The organism is Actinophytocola sp. NPDC049390, assembly GCF_044466355.1.
GTDB lineage: Bacteria > Actinomycetota > Actinomycetes > Mycobacteriales > Pseudonocardiaceae > Actinophytocola.
In genome coordinates, this window is sequence record NZ_JBITMQ010000001.1 from 941,660 (window position 1) to 963,064 (window position 21,405).

Annotated in this window: 23 protein-coding genes; 14 read left to right on the plus strand and 9 right to left on the minus strand. The window is 71.4% G+C overall.

The annotated features are described in order from the left end of the window. Positions 1-60 precede the first annotated feature (60 nt). Complete coding sequence (locus ACIBVP_RS04280) at positions 61-1,170, plus strand: NAD(P)/FAD-dependent oxidoreductase (RefSeq protein WP_396104502.1); 1,110 nt, start codon at positions 61-63, stop codon at positions 1,168-1,170. Between the two features lie 68 nt (positions 1,171-1,238). Next, complete coding sequence (locus ACIBVP_RS04285) at positions 1,239-2,213, plus strand: ribose-phosphate diphosphokinase (RefSeq protein WP_396104503.1); 975 nt, start codon at positions 1,239-1,241, stop codon at positions 2,211-2,213. Here the strand turns inward: ACIBVP_RS04285 and ACIBVP_RS04290 are convergent. Beyond that, the gene (locus ACIBVP_RS04290) at positions 2,185-2,667 is read right to left on the minus strand and encodes a hypothetical protein (protein WP_396104504.1); all 483 of its coding nucleotides are present in this window, start codon (positions 2,665-2,667) and stop codon (positions 2,185-2,187) included. The two genes, ACIBVP_RS04285 and ACIBVP_RS04290, sit on opposite strands and share 29 nt — an antisense overlap. Positions 2,668-2,805: 138 nt before the next feature. Between ACIBVP_RS04290 and ACIBVP_RS04295 the strand changes: the two genes are divergently transcribed. Then, entirely contained in the window at positions 2,806-2,973 is a 168-nt protein-coding gene (locus ACIBVP_RS04295; protein WP_396104505.1) for a hydrophobic protein, read from the plus strand. 81 nt (positions 2,974-3,054) lie between these two features. Continuing rightward, positions 3,055-3,687, plus strand: a complete 633-nt coding sequence (locus tag ACIBVP_RS04300) for a hypothetical protein (RefSeq protein WP_396104506.1) — start codon at positions 3,055-3,057, stop codon at positions 3,685-3,687. A 95-nt stretch (positions 3,688-3,782) separates the two neighbouring features. On the opposite strand, the gene ACIBVP_RS04305 is transcribed toward ACIBVP_RS04300, so the two are convergent. The 3 genes from ACIBVP_RS04305 to ACIBVP_RS04315 form a co-directional block, all read right to left on the minus strand. Then, on the minus strand, positions 3,783-4,508 hold the full coding sequence (locus tag ACIBVP_RS04305) for a DJ-1/PfpI family protein (RefSeq protein WP_396104507.1): 726 nt from the start codon (positions 4,506-4,508) through the stop codon (positions 3,783-3,785). A gap of 149 nt (positions 4,509-4,657) precedes the next feature. Next, complete coding sequence (locus ACIBVP_RS04310) at positions 4,658-5,695, minus strand: maleylacetate reductase (protein WP_396104508.1); 1,038 nt, start codon at positions 5,693-5,695, stop codon at positions 4,658-4,660. 19 nt (positions 5,696-5,714) lie between these two features. Further along, entirely contained in the window at positions 5,715-6,209 is a 495-nt protein-coding gene (locus ACIBVP_RS04315; RefSeq protein ID WP_396104509.1) for a MarR family winged helix-turn-helix transcriptional regulator, read from the minus strand. Between the two features lie 39 nt (positions 6,210-6,248). On the opposite strand from ACIBVP_RS04315, the gene ACIBVP_RS04320 reads away from it, so the two are divergent. Next, positions 6,249-7,178 (plus strand): EamA family transporter, encoded by a 930-nt coding sequence (locus ACIBVP_RS04320; protein WP_396104510.1) that lies wholly within the window; start codon positions 6,249-6,251, stop codon positions 7,176-7,178. Here ACIBVP_RS04320 and ACIBVP_RS04325 read toward each other — a convergent pair. The 3 genes from ACIBVP_RS04325 to ACIBVP_RS04335 form a co-directional block, all read right to left on the minus strand. Further along, a complete protein-coding gene (locus ACIBVP_RS04325; protein ID WP_396104511.1) occupies positions 7,126-8,139 on the minus strand; it encodes a hemolysin family protein in 1,014 nt (337 codons plus the stop codon). The two genes, ACIBVP_RS04320 and ACIBVP_RS04325, sit on opposite strands and share 53 nt — an antisense overlap. After that, complete coding sequence (locus ACIBVP_RS04330) at positions 8,136-9,467, minus strand: hemolysin family protein (RefSeq protein ID WP_396104512.1); 1,332 nt, start codon at positions 9,465-9,467, stop codon at positions 8,136-8,138. Before ACIBVP_RS04330 ends, ACIBVP_RS04325 begins: the two co-directional genes overlap by 4 nt. A 138-nt stretch (positions 9,468-9,605) precedes the next feature. After that, complete coding sequence (locus ACIBVP_RS04335; protein WP_396104513.1) at positions 9,606-10,178, minus strand: HAD family hydrolase; 573 nt, start codon at positions 10,176-10,178, stop codon at positions 9,606-9,608. Positions 10,179-10,286: 108 nt separating this feature from the next. On the opposite strand from ACIBVP_RS04335, the gene trxA reads away from it, so the two are divergent. From trxA to ACIBVP_RS04360, 5 genes are all read left to right on the plus strand, one after another. Next, on the plus strand, positions 10,287-10,658 hold the full coding sequence (trxA, locus tag ACIBVP_RS04340) for a thioredoxin (RefSeq protein ID WP_396104514.1): 372 nt from the start codon (positions 10,287-10,289) through the stop codon (positions 10,656-10,658). A 98-nt stretch (positions 10,659-10,756) separates the two neighbouring features. Beyond that, positions 10,757-11,863, plus strand: coding sequence for a hypothetical protein (locus ACIBVP_RS04345; protein ID WP_396104515.1), 1,107 nt, complete (start codon positions 10,757-10,759; stop codon positions 11,861-11,863). A 173-nt stretch (positions 11,864-12,036) separates the two neighbouring features. Then, entirely contained in the window at positions 12,037-12,708 is a 672-nt protein-coding gene (locus ACIBVP_RS04350) for a class F sortase (RefSeq protein WP_396104932.1), read from the plus strand. 95 nt (positions 12,709-12,803) lie between these two features. Beyond that, positions 12,804-14,606, plus strand: a complete 1,803-nt coding sequence (locus ACIBVP_RS04355) for a hypothetical protein (protein ID WP_396104516.1) — start codon at positions 12,804-12,806, stop codon at positions 14,604-14,606. Between the two features lie 21 nt (positions 14,607-14,627). Beyond that, positions 14,628-15,218 (plus strand): hypothetical protein, encoded by a 591-nt coding sequence (locus ACIBVP_RS04360; protein WP_396104517.1) that lies wholly within the window; start codon positions 14,628-14,630, stop codon positions 15,216-15,218. Between the two features lie 122 nt (positions 15,219-15,340). Here ACIBVP_RS04360 and ACIBVP_RS04365 read toward each other — a convergent pair whose 3' ends face one another. Beyond that, complete coding sequence (locus tag ACIBVP_RS04365) at positions 15,341-15,958, minus strand: TetR/AcrR family transcriptional regulator (RefSeq protein ID WP_396104933.1); 618 nt, start codon at positions 15,956-15,958, stop codon at positions 15,341-15,343. A 93-nt stretch (positions 15,959-16,051) separates the two neighbouring features. Between ACIBVP_RS04365 and ACIBVP_RS04370 the strand changes: the two genes are divergently transcribed. Genes ACIBVP_RS04370 through ACIBVP_RS04385 form a run of 4 tightly spaced genes read left to right on the plus strand, consistent with a single transcriptional unit; the run spans position 16,052 to position 20,598 of the window. After that, positions 16,052-17,404 carry a cytochrome P450 gene (locus ACIBVP_RS04370; protein ID WP_396104518.1) on the plus strand — a complete coding sequence of 451 codons (1,353 nt, stop codon included), beginning with the start codon at positions 16,052-16,054 and terminating at the stop codon, positions 17,402-17,404. Beyond that, on the plus strand, positions 17,401-18,303 hold the full coding sequence (locus ACIBVP_RS04375; RefSeq protein WP_396104519.1) for an alpha/beta fold hydrolase: 903 nt from the start codon (positions 17,401-17,403) through the stop codon (positions 18,301-18,303). The genes ACIBVP_RS04370 and ACIBVP_RS04375 overlap by 4 nt, the downstream gene beginning before the upstream one ends. Then, on the plus strand, positions 18,278-19,135 hold the full coding sequence (locus tag ACIBVP_RS04380; RefSeq protein ID WP_396104520.1) for an SDR family NAD(P)-dependent oxidoreductase: 858 nt from the start codon (positions 18,278-18,280) through the stop codon (positions 19,133-19,135). The genes ACIBVP_RS04375 and ACIBVP_RS04380 overlap by 26 nt, the downstream gene beginning before the upstream one ends. Then, positions 19,132-20,598 carry a flavin-containing monooxygenase gene (locus tag ACIBVP_RS04385; RefSeq protein WP_396104521.1) on the plus strand — a complete coding sequence of 489 codons (1,467 nt, stop codon included), beginning with the start codon at positions 19,132-19,134 and terminating at the stop codon, positions 20,596-20,598. The genes ACIBVP_RS04380 and ACIBVP_RS04385 overlap by 4 nt, the downstream gene beginning before the upstream one ends. 18 nt (positions 20,599-20,616) lie before the next feature. Here the strand turns inward: ACIBVP_RS04385 and ACIBVP_RS04390 are convergent, their stop codons facing one another. Then, on the minus strand, positions 20,617-21,363 hold the full coding sequence (locus tag ACIBVP_RS04390) for an SDR family oxidoreductase (protein ID WP_396104522.1): 747 nt from the start codon (positions 21,361-21,363) through the stop codon (positions 20,617-20,619). Positions 21,364-21,405 lie beyond the last annotated feature (42 nt).

Genomic DNA, 21,405 nt, shown 5'->3' on the forward strand with positions numbered 1-21,405 from the left:
GAAAGCCGCCGGATTTCTGTCCACACAGCGACAAGGCGCACGGGAGGAAGGGGAACGACCATGACCACGCGGATCGTGGTGCTCGGCGGCGGCTACTCGGGGCAGATCGCGGCCCAGGCGGCGGCACGGGCGAAGGACGTCGTGGTGACCCTGGTCAACGACCGCGACCGGTTCGTCGAGCGGGTGCGGCTGCACCAGGTCGCCGCGGGGGAGGACCTGCGGGAACGGCCGCTCGCGGAGCTGGTCGCGGGCACCGGCATCCACCTGGTGATCGACCGGGTCGCCGCCGTCGACACCGACGACAGGTCGGTCGTGCTGGCGGGCGGGGAGCGCCTGCCGTACGACACGCTGGTCTACGCGCTGGGCAGCCGCATGGACCTCTCGGCCGTGCCGGGTGCCGCCGAGCACGCCCACACCGTGGCAGTGGCCGAAGAGGCCGAGCGGTTGCGTGCCCGCCTGCGCGACGGGGACGTGGTCACGGTCGTCGGCGGGGGACTGACCGGCATCGAGGCCGCCACCGAGCTGGCCGAGCAGCGCCCGGAGCTGAAGGTCCGCCTGGTGACCGGCGGTGTGCTCGGCGCGGCCCTGTCGGAGAAGGCGCGCAGGCACCTGCGCCGCACCTTCACCCGGCTCGGCATCGAGCTGCGCGACCAGGTCGACGTCGCCGAGGTGCTGGCCGACGGCGTGGTGCTGGCCGGCGGCGAACACGTCCCGTCCGATCTGGTCGTGTGGACCACCGGGTTCACCGTGCCCGCGCTCGCGAAGGACGCCGGGTTCGCCGTGGACGAACACGGCCGGATGGTCGTGGACGAGACGCTGCGCTCGACGTCCCACCCGGACGTCTACGGCGTCGGCGACGCGGCGGCCGTGCGCAGGCAGGGTGGGCAGGAACTGCGCATGGCCTGCGCCACCGGGATGCCCTCGGCGCAGCAGGCGGTCAGGGCGATCCTGGCCCGCCGCGACGGCAAGGACCCCAAGCCGTTCCGGTTCCGCTACGTGAACCAGTGCATCAGCCTCGGCCGCCGGGACGGGCTGATCCAGTTCGTCAACGCCGACGACCGCCCGAAGGAGGCCGTGCTGACCGGCCGGCTCGCCGCGCTGTACAAGGAGGTCATCGTGCGCACGGCGGTCACGGTGCAGCGCCACCCGTCGATCCCGACGAGCTTCTGACCAGCTCACTCACCTGCTCTCGGCGGCCGATAGCATGCGGGGGCCAGCCGAGAGCAGGGGAGAGAGCATTGCGGGAGATCGCCGTCTTCGGCGGCAGCGCCCATCCCGAGTTGGCGGCCGAGATCTGCGACCACCTCGAGGTGCCGCTGCGGCCGGTGCGGGTGAAGCGCTTCGCCAACGACTGCATCGAGGTGCAGCTCCAGGCGAACTGCCGCGAACGGGACGTGTTCCTGATCCAGCCGCTCGTCGCGCCGGTGCAGGAGAACCTCGTCGAGCTGCTGCTGATGCTCGATGCCGCGCGCGGTGCGTCCGCGGCCCGCACGACCGTGGTGATGCCGCACTACGCGTACGCGCGGTCGGACAAGAAGGACGCGCCCCGGATCTCCATCGGCGGCCGGCTCGTCGCGGACCTGCTCGTCGCGGCGGGGGCGAGCAGGGTGCTCGCGATGACGCTGCACTCACCGCAGGTGCACGGGTTCTTCAGCGTGCCGGTCGACCACCTGCACGCGCTGCGCGAGCTCGCGGGCTACTTCCGCCGCTACGACCTGTCGAACACGATCGTGGTGTCCCCGGACCTCGGCAATGCCAAGGAGGCCTCGCACTTCGCGCGGCTGCTCGGCGTGCCGGTGGCGGCCGGCGCCAAGCAGCGGTTCACCGACGACCGGGTGGAGATCACCTCGATCATCGGCGACGTGAGCGGCCGCGACGTGATCGTGCTCGACGACGAGATCGCCAAGGGCAGCACGGTCATCGAGCTGCTGTCGAAGCTGCGTGAACGGGACGTGCGGTCGATCCGGGTCGCGTGCACGCACGGCCTTTTCGCGGCCGGAGCGCTCGGCCGGATCGGCGGTCATGCGGACGTCACCGAGATCGTCTGCACCAACACCGTGCCGATCGCCGAGCGCTCCGACAAGCTGACGGTCCTGTCCGTGGCACCGGCGCTGGCCGAAGCCATGCGCCGAATCCACAACGGCGAGTCCGTGAGCGCGCTGTTCGACGCTCCGTTCGACGCGCCTATCGCGGGTACTGCTGCTGCCGGTTGACCACCGCCGTGGCGCTTTCCCCGCTGTAGGCCGGACTTTCGGTGGGCTCGGGCACGTAGGTGCCCTGCGCGCGCATCGCCGTCTCGTGCGCCTTGCGTCGCGCCTCGCGTTCGGCGTTCGTGTACTCCTCGTACTCCTCGCGGTCACGGATCCTGCTCAGCGAGGACACCGCGATCCAGTGCGCGATCCCCAGCACGATCAGGATGATCCCCAGGCGCACCACCACGTTCTGGATCGGGTCGTCGGCCGGCACGTCGATCACGGAGATCAACGCCAGGACACCCAGGGTGCCGAGGTGGAACAGCACCGACACGAGCTTCGTCAGTGACTCCGCTGGAGCGTTGGGGGTGGCCTGCTGCAGGAATCGACGGCCGTTGCGGTAGATGATCTGCCCGTCGATCAGGACCAGCACGGTGCCGATGACGAGGAACGCCACATAGCTGCTGCTGTCCATGTGCTTGCACCTCTCGTTCCGGTGTACTTCCGACGGATACCCATCGGCAAGTTGCAGGAAACCGGCCGAATGGCGCGTTTACCAGGGGATCGCCCGGGTAGCTCAGACGCGGGCAACACAACACAGAAAGGCGTGTTCATGCTTCCTCTGATTCTGGTGCTGTTGTTGGTGCTCGTCCTGTTCGGCTTCGGGTTCGCGGTGAAGGCGCTGTGGATCGTCGCGGGTGTGCTGCTGGTCCTGTGGCTCCTCGGTTTCGTCATCCGCCGGCCGGTCGGCGGTGGCACGGGACGCTGGTACCGCTGGTAGGACGTTCAGCCGAACAGGTTTGGGAGTCGCGCACGTGGGCATCCGGTCGGGGAACCACGGCCGAGTCCGAGGGAGAACAGCATGCGCAGCGAGGACCCGGAAGCGCAGGCCACGGCACACCAGCTCCTTCACTGCGTCCTGGAAGCCGATCCGGTCGGCCTGACCGAGACGTTGGAGACCGTGGCGGCGCACCCCGATGGCGCGTTGCGCCCGTACGTGCGTGAGATCGTCGCGGAGCTGATCAACGTCGCCACCACGGCGGTGCGGGACAGTGCGGGCCCGCTGCGGGACCGTGCGGCGTTCGCGATCGACCTGCGCGACGACGACAACGACCGGGTCGGCATCGACGACCTGGAGCCCCCGGTGCGGGCGACGATCCGGGCGATGCTCGCCGAGCTGAACGGCAGCCCGGACGACGCGTCGTTCCAACTGGACCTTGCCGTGCGCGGGGTGGACCAACGGACCGGTCTCGACACCGTGCGCCGGGCGCTGACGATGACGATCGGGTTGCTGCACTGGAGCGAGCAGCCGGAGCGACTGGAGGCGGCAATGGTGGAACCGACGGCCGACGAGGCCGACATGCTCGAACAGCGGCTGGCGCTGACGGACGACGAGTCCGACGTCGAGCCGATGGACGAGACGACGGAGGCCGACCCGGCCGATGTCCAGGAGCAGCAGCGCGCCGTGCCCGAGAACGAGGACGACGAACGCTGACCGATTTTCCGTGGCACCCGGACCCCGTGGCACGGTGACACCGGGCCCCGCCGACCAGTCGGCGGGGCCCGTGGTGTTTCCGCTCCCCGAAGTTCTCAGGCGCGCCAGACGGCGCCGCGCCGCTCGTGTTCGAGCACGCCCTCGACGCCGACCGCCATGTCGGGGCCGAACTCGCGTTCCACGAGCCACAACGCCTGGTCGATGCCGGAGGTGACACCGCCGGCGGTGACCACCGTGCCCGCGTCGACCACGCGGGCCTTCTTGATGATCCCGCCCTCGGCCTCGAGCCGTTCCTTGGCGAGGTTGTGCGTGGTGCACGGGCGGTTCTTCGTGAGCCCGGCCGCCGACATCAGCATCACGCCGACGCACACACCGGCGATGATCCGCGTGCCGTCGTGGGCGTCCGCGAGGGTGCGGGGGATGACGCCGCGGGCGATCTCGACGTGCGTGCCCGGCGCCGACGGGTCCCGCCACCCGCCGCCCGGCACGACGACGATGTCCGCGTCGTCCGGCCGCCAGCGGTGCTCGACCACCATCTTCGCGCCGCGGTTCATGGTGATGACGCGGGGTTCGTCGACGGTCACGTACCTCACGTCGACCTTCGCGTCGTAGTAGACACGCGCGATGTCGAACACCTCGGCCGGGCCGATCGAGTCGACCTCCTCGACCCCGTCGTACATGAGGATCCGCACGCGTAAGGTGCTCGCCCTGCTTCGCCCGGCGGCCGTCGCGGCGGCGACGGTCGACGGCCCGACAAGCCCGGCGACCGCGGCGGCGGTGGCCGCGCCCATCGTGGAGCGGAGCAGGTCACGACGGTTCATCTTCCTTACCTCGCAAGGGATCCGACGGCAGGGTCGCATCCCAAGCTAACCTCGGCGGCGGTCCGCACCCCGGAAACGTGGAAACCGCACGGCCGATTGGTGAGGAGTTCCCGCCGAACCACTGACGCGCTCACGCGGGCGCCCGGTCCTCAACGGCCCTGCCAGGCGGCGTGCAGCAGCGCGGTCACGTCCTCCGCCGTCACCGGCCGCGGGTTGCCCGGCGGCACCGCGGGCAGGACCGCCTCGACGGCCGACGGGATGTCGGACTCGGCGAAACCGAAGTCCCGCAACGCTTTCGGCGCCTCCAGCGAGTCAAGCAACGCCGGGAGCGGCCCGCCGACGGCGTCCGCGACGCGGCGGGCCGCCTCCGGTGCGGCGGGCCCGTTGAACGCCAGCACGTGCGGCAGCACCACCGCGTGCGTCGGCGCGTGCGGGAGCCCGAACATCCCGCCGAGCACGTGGCAGATCTTGTGGTGCAGGCCGGCGCCCGCGGACGCGAACGCCACGGCCGCGAGGTAGGCCGCGTACAGCGTGTGCTCGCGTCCGGTCAGCCCGGCCGGGTCGGCGACGACCATCGGCAGCCCGGTCCGCAGGGCGCGCATCCCCTCGACGGCGAGTGCCTGGTCGATCGGGTCGGTGCGGGGTGCCCACATCGAGTCGACGCAGTGCGCGAGCGCGTTCACCCCGGACGCGACGCTCATCGCCACCGGCAGCGACGTGGTGAGCTCCGCGTCGTACACGATCGCGCGCGGCAGCACGCGCGGGTCGGTGCCGGTCGTTTTGCGCGCGCCCTCGGTCAGGCCCCAGACGTCCGTCGCCTCCGAGCCCGCGTACGTGGTCGGCACGGCCACGACCGGCAGACCGGTGGTGAGCGCGACCGCCTTCGCGAGCCCGGTCGCCGAACCGCCGCCGATGCTGACCAGCGCGTCGACGTCGTGCGCGGCGGCCGCCGACCGGGCCCGCTCGGCGACCTCGACCGGCACGTGCATGGCGACGTCGCGGTACCGCAGCACGACCGGCAGGCCCGCGGTGATCCGGTCGGCCGCCGCCGTCGCGGACGCGGTCGTGATCACCATGGCCCTGGTGATGCCGAGGAGCGTGAACTCCGCCGACAGCGCGGTGGCCGCACCACCGGAACCGAACCGGACCCGCTGGGGCCGGGTCTCGTGCACGAACTGGATGCTCATAGGCCGCCCAGTATGGGGCTCACGGTGTCTCGAACCGGGCGAGCCACGTCGTGAGCAGGGCCTCGAGCGCCGCCGCGTCCTCGGGGGACAGCCCGTCGAGCAGGCGCCGCTCGTTGCGCATGTGCTCGGTGAACGCCTTGTCGATCAGCTCGCGGCCGGCCTGTGTGAGCGCGACGACCCGGCCGCGGCCGTCGGTGGTGCTGCGCCTGCGGGTGACCAGGCCGTCGCGTTCCAGGCGGTCGATGCGCTTGGTCATCGCGCCGGTCGTGACCATCGTGAACTGGGCCAGCTCTCCGGGTGCGCGCTCGAACGGCGGGCCCGCGCGGCGGAGCGTGGCGAGCACGTCGAAGTCGCCTTCGCCGAGGCCGAACCGCCGGTACACGACCAGGAGTTGGTCGGTGAGATGGTTCGCGAGCCGGTGCAGGCGGCCGATCACGCCCTGCGGGCTGACGTCGAGGTCGGGGCGTTCGCGCGCCCACTCGGCCTGGATGCGTGCGACGTGGTCGGGCGGCATACACGGATTGTAGCTTCCCGGGAAGGTACTATAGCTTCCATGGAAGCCAGTTTGCGATGGGTGGCGATCACCGCCGTCGCGCCGATCGCGTGGGGCTCCAACTACTACGTCACGCGCGAGTTCCTGCCCGCGGACTCGCCGCTGTACGGGGCGCTGCTGCGGGCGCTGCCTGCCGGGTTGGTGCTGCTCGCGGCGTGCCGCAGGCTGCCGTCAGGGTCGTGGTGGTGGCGGTCGCTGGTGCTCGGCACGCTGAACGTGGGTGCGTTCTTCGTGCTGATCTACCTGGCCGCCCAGCTGCTGCCGACGAGTGTCGCGTCGACGGTCATGGCGACCTCGCCGGTCGTGATGATGCTGTTCGCGTGGCTGCTGCTGGCGGCCCCGCCCCGGTCCCGGCACCTCGCGGGCGCCGCGCTCGGCATCGCGGGCGTCGCCTTGATGCTGTTCACGGGCGCGGTGGCGACCGACGTCCGCGGCGTACTGGCGTCCGTGGCGGCGATGACCATGTCGTCCCTCGGGTACGTGCTGACGAAGAAGTGGAGCACGGACCTCCGCGCCGACGTCGGAGTGCTGTCCCTGACGTCGTGGCAGCTCGTGGCGGGCGGGCTCGTGCTGCTGCCGGTCGCGGTGGCGGTGGAGGGCGCGCCGCCCACGCTCGACGGCCCGGCCGTGCTCGGCTTCCTGTACGTGGCGGTGGTCGCGACCGCGCTCGCGTTCGCCGCGTGGTTCGGCGGCCTGCGCCACCTCGACGCGGGCACGGTCGGGCTCGTCGGCCTGCTGAACCCGGTGACGGGCGTGCTGCTCGGCACGGTGGTGGCCGGGGAGGTGCTGAGCCTGCGGCAGCTGTGCGGGCTGGCCCTCGTGCTGGCCGGCATCGCACTCGGCAGGCCGGTGCGTGCCCGGCCCGGCCCGGCCGCCGTCAGCCCGGTGTCTCCGGGAGCAACAGGCGGTCGAGCAGGTCCTGCAGCGTGACCAGCCCGGCGAGCCCGCTACCGTCCTCGACGAGGGCCAGGTGGTCGCGGGACTCGCGCATCGTGCTGAGCGCCGCGTACATCGGCGTGTCCGCGGACAGTGTGCGCACCGGGCGCATCAGGTCGGCGGCGGAGCCGTCCCGGCGGGTGACGGCGTCGCGGACGTGGACGACACCCAGCGGTTGCCCGTGCGCGCGCACGACGAGCCGGAGGTGACCGGTCTCGTGCGCCACGCGGGCGATGTCGGCGGGACCGGCGTCCGGCGGCACCTCGGCCAGCTCCGTGATCGGCCGCATGATCGTCCTCAGTGGACGTACGTGCGCCTCGAGCGCCGCCGCGAGGCGTTCGTGCCGTGCCGCGTCCAGCGCGCCCGCCCTGGCCGAGTGGTCGAGCAGTTGGCGCAGGTCGTCCGGGCCGCGGCCTTCCGACATCTCGTCCACCGGCTCCACCCCGACGCGGCGCAGGCACCGGTTCGCGGCGCCGTTGAGCGCGACCAGCACCGGGCGGGTCAGCCACATGAAGCCGCGCATGGGGATCGCGAGCAGCGTCGCGGACCGCTCCGGGTGCGCGATGGCCCACGACTTGGGCGCCATCTCGCCGACTACCAGGTGCACGAACGTGACCACGATCAGCGAGAGCACGAACGCGATCACGTCCGCCGTCACCTCGGGCAGGCCCCAGCCGGTGAACAGCGGCGTCATCAGGTGGTGCACGGCCGGTTTGGTGATGGCGCCGAGCGCGAGCGTGCACAGGGTGATCCCCAGCTGCGACCCGGCGAGCAGCAGCGACAGGTCACGGGCGCTGGCGAGCGCGGCCCGCGCGGCGACGCTCTTCTCCGCCGCCTCGGCCAGCCGGTGGCGCCGGGCGGCGACCAGCGCGAACTCGATGGCGACGAAGAACGCGCTCAGCACGACGATCCCGGCCGAGATCGTCAACGCGAGCCACGTGCTGAGACCGCTCATCGCGCCGCCTCCCCGAGCTTGATCGACACGGTCCCCGGCACCCGGCGGGCGATCGCGTCGACGGTGATCGTGACCGTCGGCCGGGGCGTGCCGGGCGGCTTGCGCAGCGTGATCTCGACCGTGTCGCCCAGGTCGGGCAGCCGTTGCAGCTCCGACATGACCAGCCCGGCGACCGTTTCGTAGTCGCCGTCGGGCAGGTCGTGGCCGATCAGGCGCTCGACCTCGTCGAGGTGGGTCGCGCCGGGCAGCGTCCACGTGCCGTCGCGCAGCGCGGGCGCGGGCGCGGCCTCGCGGTCGTGCTCGTCGGCGATCTCGCCGACCAGCTCCTCGGCGATGTCCTCGACGGTGATCACCCCGGCGAGGCCGCCGTACTCGTCGACGACGCACCCGAACTGCTCGTCCGCCTCCCGCAACCGGGCGAGGACCGCGGGCAGCGGCAGCGACTCGGGCACCATCACGGCGGGCCGGGCCACGTCGCGGACCGGCAGGTCGAGTTCGGTGAGCGCGAGCAGGTCGCGCAGGCGCACGATGCCGACGACGTCGTCCACGTCCGCGCCGAGGACCGGGAGCCGCGAGTGGGACGCGGCCATCACCTCGAGCGCGTCCGACACCGGCGCGCCGCCGTGCACCGTGGTGACCGACGTGCGCGGGATCATGGCGTGCTCGGCGGTCCGCTCGTGCAGGTCCAGGGTGCGGTCGAGCAGCGTGGACAGCTCGGCGGGCAGGTCGCCGCTGTCCCGGGACGCCGCGACGATGTGTTCGAGGTCGCGCGGGGTGGCCGCGTGCTCCACGTCGTGCACCGGTTCGATCCGTACCGCCTTGAGCAGCAGGTTCGACGCGTGGTCGAACAGCCGGATCAGCCACCCGAACACGGACAGGTACAGCGCGGTCGACCACGCGAGCCGCCGGGCGACCGGTTCCGGTCGAGCGATGGCGAGGTTCTTCGGGAACAGCTCACCGAACACCATCTGCACGACCGTGGAGAACAACAACGCGAACACGGTGCCCACGGCCACCCCGACCGCCTGCGGGACACCGACCCCGCCGAGCAGCTCACCGATGCCGGCGCCGACGAGCGGTTCCGCGACGTAGCCGACGAGCAGCCCGGTCACGGTGATGCCGAGCTGGGCGCCGGAGAGCATGAACGAGGTGCGCCGCGTGATCCCGAGCGCACGTTCGGCGCCCGCGTCGCCGTCGGCGGCACGGGCCTTGAGCCGCGCCCGGTCGACGGCCATGTAGCCGAACTCCTGCGCGACGAAGTAGCCGGTGAGCACGGTCAGCGCGAACACGACCGCCATGCCGGCGAGAACCGTGAGGATGGTGATCATGCCGGGTGATCACCGGCGGCTGGGCTCGTCAGGGTGCGGTGTCCGATGTGGACACCGGTACTTCGGGACGGGTCCATGGTCCTCTCATGCTCGTCGGCGCGGATACCCGGTGAACGGTGACATGCCGCCGAAAGTTCCTCAACTCGGCAGGTTCCGCACGTCCACAGCGGACATCCCGGCGGCTGCCGCGGCGGCCAGGCCGACAGGGGAGTCCTCGTAGACGAGGCACCGTCCGGGTGCCACCCCCAGCAAGGACGCGGCACGGAGGAAGGTGTCGGGTGCGGGCTTGCCACGGTCGACGTCGTCCCGCGTGACGATCGCGTCGAACACGCCCGTGAGCCCGACGGCGTCGAGCACGGCGGCGGTGACGGGGGCGGTGCTGCCCGTCGCCAGCGCCATGGGGGTGCGCCCGTGCGCCCGGCGGAGGATGGCGACGACGGGGGGCACGGGCCGGACGTCACGCACCCTGGCGATGACCTGCCGGTCGCACTCGGTGAAGAGGTCGGCGTCGGTGACGGCGTCGTCGAGGTCGCCGTTGGCGCGCATGCGCCGCACCCGCTCGGCGAACGCGGACCCGTCGGCGGCCATCGCGGTGCCCGTGGGGGTGATGCCGAAGGCGGCGACGGTGGCGACGAGCGCGGCCCGCCCGATCGTGGCCGTGTCGGCGAGCGTGCCGTCCAGGTCGAAGATCAAGGCCGCGGGATCGCGCATACCGTGAACCTAGCGCGACGGCTGACCAGCCCGGGAACGGGAACCCGGCCACGGCGGGGAATGAACCGGCCCGCGCGAACGCTGTACGAAGTACACGAAGGAGGAGCAGTGGCGACAGTCGAACTGACGAAGGACAACTTCGGCGACACCATCAGCGGTGAAGGCACGGTGCTCGTCGACTTCTGGGCGGCCTGGTGTGGCCCGTGCCGGATGTTCGCGCCGGTGTTCGAGGACGCCGCCGAGCAGAACCCGGACCTCACGTTCGGGAAGGTCGACACCGAGGCCGAGGTGGAGCTCGCGCAGGCGTTCGGCATCCAGTCGATCCCGACGCTGATGATCGTGCGGGACGGGGTCGTCGTGTACGCGCAGCCGGGTGCCCTGCCCGCGCCGGCGCTGGCCGACCTGATCGGCAAGGTGCGCGACCTGGACATGGACGAGGTCCGTGAGAAGGTCCGCGCCGCCGAGGAGCGCAACGCCTGACCGTCGCTCTCCGTGAGGCGCGTTGGTATGGCCGAGTGATCACCGACCCCACTGGTGGCGGATTGTCGCCATCGGGGTCGGGCTAGAAAGCTTTCCACGTGCTCACCGGGAAGCAGCTCGTCGCGGCTGCCGCTGTGGTCGTCACCGCTTCGCTCGCCGCCGCGCCCCTCGCGGCCGCCGAGGTGCGGCTGGGGGTGGGCCACCAGACCTCGCCCGCCCAGCCGTACAAGGGCAACCCGGACGCCTCCGACTGGCTCGGGTCCTATGTGGTCGCGGGCAAGCAGGTCTGGTGCGTGCAGTTCGCGTACCTGGCCCCGGACAGCGACGAGCAGTACCGGCCCGGCGCGGCGCTGAAGACCAAGTGGGGCACCGACCTCGCGCCGGACGTGGCCGCCGACATCTCCTACCTGCTGCTGCGCCACGCCGACACCGAGGACGCCGACGAGGCCGCCGCGCTCGCGCACCTGCTGCACAGCTGGACCGCGGGCCCGCGGAACCCCGGCCAGCTCGACCCCGCCAACGACTTCCGGCACATCGCCTACGACGCGCCGTTCCACCTCGCGAAGCTGCCGCCGGCCGCACGCACGGCCGTGGACGCGCTCAAGGCCGACGCCGCCGCCAACCGCGGGCCGTGGACGGCGGCCGTCGCCGCGCCGGAGGAGCCGCAGACCATCGGCGCCGTCGCCGACTGGCCCATCACGGTGAAGAACGCGGCGGGCACCGGTGTCGCGGACGTCCCCGTGACCGTCGAAGCCACCGACGCCACCTTCACCGACGCGTCGGGCAAGCAGGTCACCTCCGGCACCGTCACCACCACGACCGAACCCCTCGCGCTCGCGGTCACCCCGACCGGCGCCGCGCCCCGGCTGGCCATCACCCTCGCGAGCCCCGCCGAGGTGCCGGTGGTGCAGCAGGCGGTGCAGGTCGACACACAGCGCATCGTCAGCACGGGTGGCGAGAAGGAACTGACCGCGAACGCCGAGACCACCGCGACCCCGCCGCCCACGACCACCACGACCACGACGCCACAGCTGCCGAGCACCATCCCCGCGGGCGACTCGTCGGACATGCCCGTCGCCCAGGCCGCGGTCGAGCAGCGGATGTCCGGCGGCGGCTGGATCGTGCTCGTCGCGGTGGTGGTCGGCGCCGGCGTGCTCGTCCTGCACCTGGCCCGCCGCCGCGCGTCAGGCGAACACCAGGGCTGACCGTGCCGCCCGAGCCCGATCCCGCCTCACTCGACGCCGCGTCACGTGCGGTGCTGCTCGACGACGACCTCTGGCACGGCGCCCCACCGCAGCCCCGGCCCGCCTGGGCCGACGAGGAGGCCGCGGCCTGGGACGACTGGTCCCGGGAGGCGGTGCGTTCCCGCCCGGTCGTCATGCCGGTGGTGGCGATGGCCGCCGTGATCGCCGCCGTCAGCGCCGCCCTGACCGCCGCGCCGGGACCCGTCGTCGGCACGCCAACCGCCGTCGTGCACCCGGCACCACCAGCGCGCAAGGCCATCGTCCCCGCCGAACCACCGGCCGCCATACCCGCGACCCCGGCCGCGGAGCCGCCGCCACCGCCGCGGACGACCCCGAAACCGAAGCCGCCGCCGCCAGCGCCGCCGCGCGAGCAGGCTCCCGGCACGGTTCGCCTCGCCCAGGGCGGCACCGCCACGCTGGTGCGCGCGGACGTGGTCGACGGGGTGCTCCCGGTCCCCGAGGGCGTGCGCGAGGCCACCTGGTGGGGTGCCGCCCTCGACGGCTCCTCGGGCGCGACCGTGCTCGCCGGGCACGTGAACTGGAAGGGCGCGACCGGACCGTTCGCCGAGCTGTGGGAGTCCCGGGTCGGCGACGTGGTCACCGTCGTCGACCCGGCGGGCGCTGCCCACCGCTACCGGGTCAGCAGGCTGGTCACGGTGCACAAGGACCAGCTGCCCGCCCGTGCGCGGGAGCTGTTCGGCCAGGACGGCCCGCACCGGCTCGTGCTCGTCACGTGCGGTGGCCGCTGGGTCGGCGGCAGTGACGGCTACGAGGAGAACCGGGTCGTGATCGCGCAGCCGTTGTGACTTCTGGCGGTTCCGTCGGAGCGCTTCATGGAGTACAACGTGAGAGCGCTTCCACGGCTGACAGGAAGAAAAGTATGAACCGACGGAGTTGTCAGGTGGTCACCCTCGTACTGGCCATGACCGCCATGTTCACCGGCAGTGCGGGCGCGGCCCCGCACGGCCCCGCGCCGCAGAACCTCGGCCCCAACGTCACGGTCTTCGACCCGGACATGCCGGTCGAGCAGATCCAGGCCACCCTCGACGCGACGCACGCCGCCCAGGTCGACGCCGAGATGGGCACCGCGCGGCAGGCGTTCCTCTTCAAGCCGGGCACCTACGGCACCGAGGAACATCCGCTGCGGATCAAGGTCGGCTACTACACCGAGATCGTCGGGCTCGGCGCGTCGCCGACCGATGTGGTGATCAACGGCAAGGTCGAGGCCTACAACCGCTGCCTCGCGGACGGCGGCACGAGCAACTGCCTCGCACTGGTCAACTTCTGGCGGACCCTGTCCAACCTGACCATCGACATCAACGCGGCGGGCCAGGACGGCTGCCGCGCGTCGGCCAACTTCTGGGCCGTGTCGCAGGCCGTGTCGTTGCGGCGGATGAACATCCGCGGCGGCGGCCTGTCCCTCATGGACTACTGCACCGCGGGCCCGCAGTACGCGAGCGGCGGCTTCATCGCCGACTCCCGGCTGCCCGCCACCACCAACGGTTCGCAGCAGCAGTGGCTCACCCGCAACAGCGAGGTCGAGAGCTGGTCCAACGGCGTGTGGAACCAGGTGTTCGCGGGTGTCGTGGGTGCACCGGACGACGCCACGTTCCCGTCGCCGCCGTACACGACGCTCGACACCACCCCGGTGAGCCGCGAGAAGCCGTACCTGTACGTCGACTCGCGTGGCCGCTACCAGGTCCGCGTGCCGTCGGCGCAGCGGAACAGCCGCGGCATCTCGTGGGGGAGCGGCATGACACCGGGCCGCACGCTGTCCCTGTCGGACTTCTTCGTCGCGAGCCCGGACGACTCGGTGCGCGAGATCAACACCCAGCTGGCGCGCGGCAGGCACCTGCTGCTCACACCCGGCGTGTACGACGTCGACCGCACCATCGCGGTGAAACGCCCCGGCACGGTCGTCCTCGGGCTCGGCCACGCCACGTTGACCGCCGTCGGCGGCGCGGTGCCGCTCGAGGTGTCCGACGTGCCCGGCGTGGTCGTCGCGGGCGTGACGATCGACGCCGGGCTGGAGGAGTCGCCGGTGCTGCTGCGGGTCGGCAAGAAACACGGCCACGGCCACAGCGACTCACGCAATCCGACCACGCTGTCCGACGTGTACTTCCGCGTGGGCGGCCCGCACGTCGGCAAGACGGACACCGCGCTGGAGGTCAACAGCGACGACGTGCTCATCGACCACACGTGGGTGTGGCGCGGCGACCACGGCGTCGAGGGCTTCACCGACACCGAACGCTGGCACACCAACACCGGTCGCACCGGCGCGGTGATCAACGGCGACGACGTGACGGCGACCGGCCTGTTCGTCGAGCACTTCCAGCGGTACAACACGGTGTGGAACGGCGAGCGCGGCACGACGGTCCTGTACCAGAACGAGCTGCCCTACGACCCGCCGACGCAGGCGGACTGGATGAACGGCGACGTCGAGGGCTTCGCCGGGTACAAGGTCGGCGACCGCGTCCGCACCCACACGCTGTACGGCGCGGGTGTGTACGTGTTCAACCAGAACAACCCGTCGATCCACACGGAGAACGGTTTCGAGGTGCCGAACCGGCCGGGCGTGCGGTTGCACCACATCATGACCGTGAACCTGAGCGCGGGCGTCATCGACCACGTGGTCAACGGCGTCGGCGACGCGGCCGACACGACGAAGGTCGGCGTGCCGATCTACGTCACGGAGTACCCCTGAGCCCATATAGTTCTGGGTCTCATGGATGTGCAGACCAACGCGGCGGTGGCGGCCGTGTACGCGCGGCTGGCGGGCCGGCTGTCCGACGACGTGCTCGACGCCGTGCGCGACCACTACGCCGCCGGTGAGACGGAGATCGCCGAGTCCGCGTTGCTGCTGGGTCTTGCCCTCGAGGGTGTCGCCATCACCCTCGAGGAGCAGGACCTGATCCGCGCCACGCTGGACGACCCGGGCAACCCGGACCTGGACGACGTGCCGATCGTCGACGAGGCACCACCACCGCCGTACCGCTTCCACGCGACGGCCCCGGCCACCGCACCGGACCCGTCCCGCGCGGACGAGGTACTGGCGGCGGCAGTACCCACCCACGGCGCCCGCCGTCTGTGCCGAGCGTGGCGAGAACCCCTGGCCGACGCCCAGGACGGCGCGACGTGGCTCTACGTCCTGGTGGTCGACCCGGAAACGGACGTACTGTCGGCACGCGGCGCCCTGGCGTCCCGGCTGTGGTGGGAACTGCAACAGCGCTGGCTGGTGGAAGTGGTCACCGAAGGCGAGGACCTACCGCCATACCAGGCCAAAGCGCTGACCATGGCCCATGAGGTACTCCCCTGAAGGCCCCCTTCAGCACCCGGCCACCACCGAAAACTGGGCGCTAGCCCACAAAGACGGCCTGCAGGCAGACCCATCCTCGCCAAACCACAACAAGCCCGAATCGTGAGGCCGCCTCCCCGAGATCAGCCAGTCCGGCGAGGACCCCCCGGAGGGAACCCCGACGGCCCGAGCAAAGCGATCGAAGCCCGAACGGCAACCTCGCTCATCTCACTGACCCGGCGCCCGTCCTCAACGGTAGTAGCGATCAACTCCCGAAGCCCCCCAAGCAAAATAAGCGCCAACTGCTCGGAAACAGGCTCGGTACGAACAGCACGCCACTCATCCGTGTCGCACAGCGTCTGAATCATCGTCACGAACGCCGACATGACATCCCGCTGCAACTCCCGAGCAGCGGCCCCCAACGATGGCACGTCCCGAATCCAGCTCAACGTGATGGCAGGCTGGGACTCCGCACAGTCGATCCACGTGGTGATCGCCTGCCGCACCTGCCGCGTCCACGGCGCCCGAGCGTCCACCGCGGCGGAGATCTCCCGAATCATCGCGGTGTTGGCATCGGTGAGGAGCGCGACGAAACACGCCTCCTTGCTGTCGAAGTGCTCGTAGAACGTCCGCCGCGACGTACGTGCCCTGCGCACGATGTCGGCGACAGTCGTGCTGCGGTACCCGTCGACCTCGATCGACGCGGCGAGCCCGTCGAGCAGACGCTGCCGGAAGGCAGTGCTCGGGCTCTGCTGGGTCATCACTGTGGACACGCTAGTACCTCCCGTCTTGTGCTCGATGGTACGCGGGCGTACCGTCGGTATGGTACGGCTGCGTACCACAGTGAGGTGACCATGACCCTGCCACCAGGGCCGGCCAAACCCCGGTTCGTGCAAGGCGCCTACGCCCTGGCGATGCCGCTGCGCGGGCTGCCCCGGCTGCGGGAGCGGTACGGCAAGGCGTTCACGGTCAACGTGCCGATCTTCGGCCGCGCCGTGGTGATCAGCGATCCCGCCGAGATCAAGCAGCTGTTCCAGACCGACACGGCACTCGCGGACAACATCGAGCCCAACCTCGGCCGCGTGCTCGGATCCCGGTCGATGTTCGCGCTGATGGGGGAGGAGCACAAACAGCAGCGGAAGCTGCTCGTGCCGCCGTTCCACGGCCGCAGGCTCGCCGCCTACGAGCGGATCTTCGAGGAGGCGACGGTCCGGGAGATGGCGTCGTGGCCGATCGGCACGTCGTTCCCGGTGCTCCCGTCGATGATGCGGATCACGCTGAACGCCATCCTGCGCACGGTGTTCGGCGCCGAGGGCAGGGAGTTCGACGACCTGCGGGACCTGTTGCCGAAGCTGGTCACGCTCGGCTCCCGGCTGGCCGCCGCGCCGATCCCCAAGTTCGGCGGCAGGATCGGGCCGTGGGCGCGGTTCTTCGCGATGCGCCGCGAGTACGACCGGGTCATCGCCCGGCTCGTCGAGAAGACCCGGCGGGCCGGTGACCTCGACGACCGCGACGACGTGCTCGCCATGATGCTGCAGAGCCGCTACGACGACGGCTCACCCATGTCCGGCAACGAGATCGCCGACCAGCTGCTCACGCTGCTCGCCGCCGGGCACGAGACCACCGCGACGACGCTCGCGTGGACCGTGGAGCGGCTGCGACGGCACCCGGACGTGCTCGCCGACCTGGTCGCCGAGGTCGACGCCGGCGGCAAGCGGCTGCGCGAGGCCACGCTCATCGAGGTGCAGCGGACCCGTCCGGTGATCGACCTGGTCGGCAGGAAGGTCAGGGCCGACGCGCTCGAACTGGGCCGCTGGGTGGTGCCGAAGGGGTACTCGATCCTCGTCAGCATCGGCCTGATCCACGACGACGACGCCGTGTTCCCGGACGCGGCACGGTTCGACCCGCACCGGTTCGTCGGCTCGCGACCCGACCTGTACGAGTGGATCCCGTTCGGGGGCGGCACCCGGCGCTGCATCGGCGCGGCGTTCGCGACCCTGGAGATGAACGTCGTGCTGCGGACGGTGCTCCGGGACGTCACACTCGCTGCGACCACCGAACCGGCGGAACGCTGGCACTCCAGAGGGGTCGCCAACGCGCCGGGCAAGGGCGGGCTCGCGGTCGTGCACCGCAGGACCGCCGAGGCCGCCGGAGCCGCTGAGACCACTCGGTCCACTCAGGCCACGTCGAGGGGAGCACGGTCGTGAACGAGAAGGTCGCCGCCGTCGGACGGGGAATCTCCCTCGCCTACGAGGAGGTCGGGGACGGGGAGCCGCTCGTGCTCGTCGGCGGGCTCGGCCAGCAACTCCACAGCTGGCCGGACGCCTTCTGCGAGCAGTTCGCCGAGCGCGGCTACCGGGTCGTGCGGTTCGACAACCGGGACATCGGCCGGTCGACGCACGAGGACTTCCGGCCCGCGAAGCTGTGGTCGATGCTGGTCGGCCGGTTCCCGGAGCGGCAGTACGACCTCGCCGACATGGCGGAGGACACGATCGGGTTGTTCGACGCGATCGGGTTTGACAGTGCCCACGTGGTCGGGGTGTCGATGGGCGGCATGATCGCGCAGACCGTCGCGGCCCGGCACCCGGACCGCGTGCGGACCCTCACGTCGATCATGTCGAACACCGGGACGCGCCGGGCCGGACGTCCCGCGCTGTCCACACTGCGGCTGATGGCCGCCGCACCACCGAAGGCGCGGGACGCGGCGATGGACCGCGCGGTGCGGATGTTCCGCCACATCGGCTCGCACGGCTTCCCGTTCGACGAGGACTGGGTGCGTGCGCAGGCGGGCCGCGGCTGGGACCGGGACTCGTCGTCGGCCGGAACCGGCAGGCAGTTGGGCTCGATCCTGAAGTCCGGGGACCGCACGCCGTCGCTGCGGTCGGTCAAGGCACCCACGCTCGTGATCCACGGCGACCGCGACCGGATGGTGCACCCGACGGGCGGCGCCGCCACGGTGCGCGCGATCACCGGCGCACGGCTGGAGACCATTCCCGGCATGGGCCACGACCTGCCCAAGGGTGCGTGGCCCAGGCTGGTGGACCTCATTGACACCCACGCACGCACGCCGAGGAGCACCGATGCCCGTGACACGACCGCGTCCTAGCATCACCGGCCGCCCCGCCATGATCACCGGTGCGGCCTCCGGCATCGGCCGTGCGCTCGCCGTCCGCCTCGCCCGCTCGGGTTCCCCGGTGGCGATCGCCGACGTGGACGAGGCCGGGCTGAAGGAGACCGCCGCCGCGTTGCCCGGCCGCGTGCTGAGCCGCGTGCTCGACGTGCGGGACGCCGCCGACCAGCGGCGGTTCGCCGACGAGGTGCGGGACTGGCTGCCCGCGCCACTCGCCGTCGTGTTCAACAACGCCGGTGTCGCCGTGACCTCGACCGTGCTGGACGCGGTGCCCGAGGACGACCAGTGGCTGCACGACATCAACTTCCACGGCGTCGTCAACGGCACCCGGGCGTTCCTGCCGATCCTGGTCGGGCAGGACGACGGGGTCATCGTGAACACGTCCAGCGTGTTCGGGCTCGCGGGCATGCCGTACCAGAGCGCGTACTGCGCGGCGAAGTTCGCGGTCCGCGGCTTCACCGAGTCGTTGCGCCACGAGCTGCGGGGGACCGGCGTGCGCGCGGTGACCGTGCACCCGGGCGGCATCACCACGAACATCGCCCGCAACGCCCGCATCCGCTCCGACCCCGAGGGGCTCGGGCGGACGAAGGAGCAGATGGCCGCGCAGTTCGAGGCCATCACCATGACCTCGCCGGAGAAGGCGGCCGCGATCATCCACAAGGGAGTCGAGCGCGGCAAGGCACGCATCCTCGTCGGGCCCGACGCGTACCTGTTCGACGCGCTGACCCGCATCACGCCGACGCACTACCACTCGGTGCTCGGCACCCTGCAGTCGCGGCTGCGAGCCCGGCAGACGGAGAAGGCATGAGCACCGATGTGGACGTTCTCATCGTGGGCGCCGGGCTGTCGGGCATCGGCGCCGCGCACCACCTGCGGACCGCGTTCCCGGGCCTGACGTACACGATCCTCGAGGCCCGCGACACGATCGGCGGCACGTGGGACCTGTTCCGGTACCCGGGCGTGCGGTCCGACTCGGACATGCACACCCTCGGCTACCGGTTCAAGCCGTGGACGCAGGCGAAGGCCATCGCCGACGGGCCCTCGATCCTGTCGTACGTCAGGGAAACCGCCGAGGCGGCGGGCATCGACCGGCACATCCGCTTCCGGCACCGCGTGGTGCGCGCGTCATGGTCCACGGAGGACGCGCGGTGGACCGTCGAGGCACGCCATGACGGCGACCCGGTGACGTTGACCGCCCGGTTCCTGTACGTGTGCAGCGGTTACTACCACTACGACGGCGGCCACACCCCGGACTTCCCCGGCGTGGCACGGTTCCGCGGCACGGTCGTCCACCCGCAGCGGTGGCCGGAAGACCTCGACTACACGGGCAAGAAGGTGGTCGTGATCGGCAGTGGCGCCACCGCCGTGACGCTCGTGCCCGCGATGGCGGAGAAGGCCGCGCACGTGACGATGCTGCAGCGCTCACCGACCTACGTCCTCTCGCTGCCCGCGGAGGACAGGATCGCGAACACGTTGCGGCGGCTGATCGGGCCGAAACGCGCGTACTTCGTCACGCGCTGGAAGAACGTGGTGATGAGCACGTTCCTCTACCAGCTGTCCCGGCGTCGCCCGCACGTCGTGCGGAACCTGATCCGCAAGGCCACGATCCGGCAGCTGCCGCCGGGCTACGACGTCGACACGCACTTCAGGCCGCGCTACGACCCGTGGGACCAACGGCTCTGCCTCGTCCCGGACGGCGACCTGTTCCGCGCGATCCGCCACGGCCGTGCTTCCGTGGTGACGGACCGGATCGCGGAGTTCACCGAGACCGGGCCGCGGCTCGAGTCCGGTGACACGCTGGACGCGGACGTCGTCGTCACCGCGACCGGGTTGCGGCTGCTGGCGTTCGGCGGCATGGAGCTGATCGTCGACGGGCGTGCGGTCGAGCTGCCCAAGACCATGGCGTACAAGGGAATGATGCTGTCGGACGTGCCGAACTTCGTGTTCACCATCGGGTACACGAACGCGTCGTGGACGCTGAAGGCCGACCTCGTCGGCGAGTACGTCGTGCGGCTGCTGCGGCACATGGACGAACACGGCCACGACGTGGCCGTGCCGGCCAACGACGACCCGTCGGTCACCGAACGCCCACTGCTCGACTTCGACGCGGGCTACGTGCTTCGGTCGATCGACGAGTTTCCCCGCGCGGGTTCGCGCGCACCGTGGCAGCTGGGCATGAGCTACGCACACGACGTCGTGAACCTGCGCCACGGCAAGGTGGACGACGGGGTCATGCGGTTCACGCGCCGTGCGGTGCGGGCGAACAAGTGAGACCGGGCGCACCCACCGTCAGCCGGTCTCCTTCGCGAGCCACTCCTCGAACGTGGTGGGCGCGAGACGCGCGTTCTCGCCGGGCAGCAGCACCTCGCCCGCCATCGGCGTGCCGAACATCCCCTGCCACGTCGGCACGAGCCTGACGTCCCGACCGCGGGCCTGGTGGGTGCGGCGGGCCATGTCGACGAGGTCCTGGGGTTCCGGGCCCGCGACGTCCACGTACCGCCCGCGCGGTTCGCCGACGGCCAGTTCGGCGAGGACGTCGGCGACGTCCCCGGGGGCGATGGGTTGTACGAGCAGTGGCGCGATCGTCGCCGTGCCGTCCTGCTCGGTCCAGCTCGCGACCATCTCGGCGAAGTCGTGGAACTGCGTGGCCGGGACGATGGTCCACGGCACCGGGCCCGCCTCGACCAGGCGCTCCTGTTCACGCTTGCCCGCGTAGTGCGCGTTGCCCTCGACGTCGTGGATGCCGACGATCGACAGCAGGACGTGGTGGCGCACGCCGGCACGCTGCTCGGCGGCGAGCAGCGTGCGGGTGGTGGTGCCGAGGTAGTCCACCGTCCCGTCCCGGTCGCCCGCGGGCGCGTTGATGGCGTCGACGACCGCGTCGACCCCGGCGAGCGCGTCGTCGAGGCCGTCGCCCGTGAACAGGTCGACCCCGGTTGACCGGCTGATCCGTACGACCTCGTGCCCGCCCCGCTCGAGCGCGGCGACGGTCCGCGCCCCGATGTTCCCGGTCGCACCCGCGACGGCGATCCGCATGACTTTCTCCTATTTCGGACTAATTTGATCCGTAATATCTCG

What these genes read in the sequence shown, in the direction of transcription:
- ACIBVP_RS04295 (WP_396104505.1), top strand. Translation starts at nt 2,806, where the DNA reads ATGCTTCCTCTGATTCTGGTGCTGTTGTTGGTGCTCGTCCTGTTCGGC.
- ACIBVP_RS04325 (WP_396104511.1), bottom strand. Translation starts at nt 8,139, where the DNA reads ATGAGCGGTCTCAGCACGTGGCTCGCGTTGACGATCTCGGCCGGGATC.
- ACIBVP_RS04330 (WP_396104512.1), bottom strand. Translation starts at nt 9,467, where the DNA reads ATGATCACCATCCTCACGGTTCTCGCCGGCATGGCGGTCGTGTTCGCG.
- ACIBVP_RS04380 (WP_396104520.1), top strand. Translation starts at nt 18,278, where the DNA reads ATGCCCGTGACACGACCGCGTCCTAGCATCACCGGCCGCCCCGCCATG.
- ACIBVP_RS04305 (WP_396104507.1), bottom strand. Translation starts at nt 4,508, where the DNA reads ATGAACCGTCGTGACCTGCTCCGCTCCACGATGGGCGCGGCCACCGCC.
- ACIBVP_RS04360 (WP_396104517.1), top strand. Translation starts at nt 14,628, where the DNA reads ATGGATGTGCAGACCAACGCGGCGGTGGCGGCCGTGTACGCGCGGCTG.
- ACIBVP_RS04320 (WP_396104510.1), top strand. Translation starts at nt 6,249, where the DNA reads ATGGAAGCCAGTTTGCGATGGGTGGCGATCACCGCCGTCGCGCCGATC.
- ACIBVP_RS04290 (WP_396104504.1), bottom strand. Translation starts at nt 2,667, where the DNA reads ATGGACAGCAGCAGCTATGTGGCGTTCCTCGTCATCGGCACCGTGCTG.
- ACIBVP_RS04315 (WP_396104509.1), bottom strand. Translation starts at nt 6,209, where the DNA reads ATGCCGCCCGACCACGTCGCACGCATCCAGGCCGAGTGGGCGCGCGAA.
- ACIBVP_RS04350 (WP_396104932.1), top strand. Translation starts at nt 12,037, where the DNA reads ATGCCGGTGGTGGCGATGGCCGCCGTGATCGCCGCCGTCAGCGCCGCC.
- ACIBVP_RS04365 (WP_396104933.1), bottom strand. Translation starts at nt 15,958, where the DNA reads ATGACCCAGCAGAGCCCGAGCACTGCCTTCCGGCAGCGTCTGCTCGAC.
- ACIBVP_RS04385 (WP_396104521.1), top strand. Translation starts at nt 19,132, where the DNA reads ATGAGCACCGATGTGGACGTTCTCATCGTGGGCGCCGGGCTGTCGGGC.
- ACIBVP_RS04300 (WP_396104506.1), top strand. Translation starts at nt 3,055, where the DNA reads ATGCGCAGCGAGGACCCGGAAGCGCAGGCCACGGCACACCAGCTCCTT.
- ACIBVP_RS04335 (WP_396104513.1), bottom strand. Translation starts at nt 10,178, where the DNA reads ATGCGCGATCCCGCGGCCTTGATCTTCGACCTGGACGGCACGCTCGCC.
- ACIBVP_RS04390 (WP_396104522.1), bottom strand. Translation starts at nt 21,363, where the DNA reads ATGCGGATCGCCGTCGCGGGTGCGACCGGGAACATCGGGGCGCGGACC.
- ACIBVP_RS04370 (WP_396104518.1), top strand. Translation starts at nt 16,052, where the DNA reads ATGACCCTGCCACCAGGGCCGGCCAAACCCCGGTTCGTGCAAGGCGCC.
- ACIBVP_RS04310 (WP_396104508.1), bottom strand. Translation starts at nt 5,695, where the DNA reads ATGAGCATCCAGTTCGTGCACGAGACCCGGCCCCAGCGGGTCCGGTTC.
- ACIBVP_RS04280 (WP_396104502.1), top strand. Translation starts at nt 61, where the DNA reads ATGACCACGCGGATCGTGGTGCTCGGCGGCGGCTACTCGGGGCAGATC.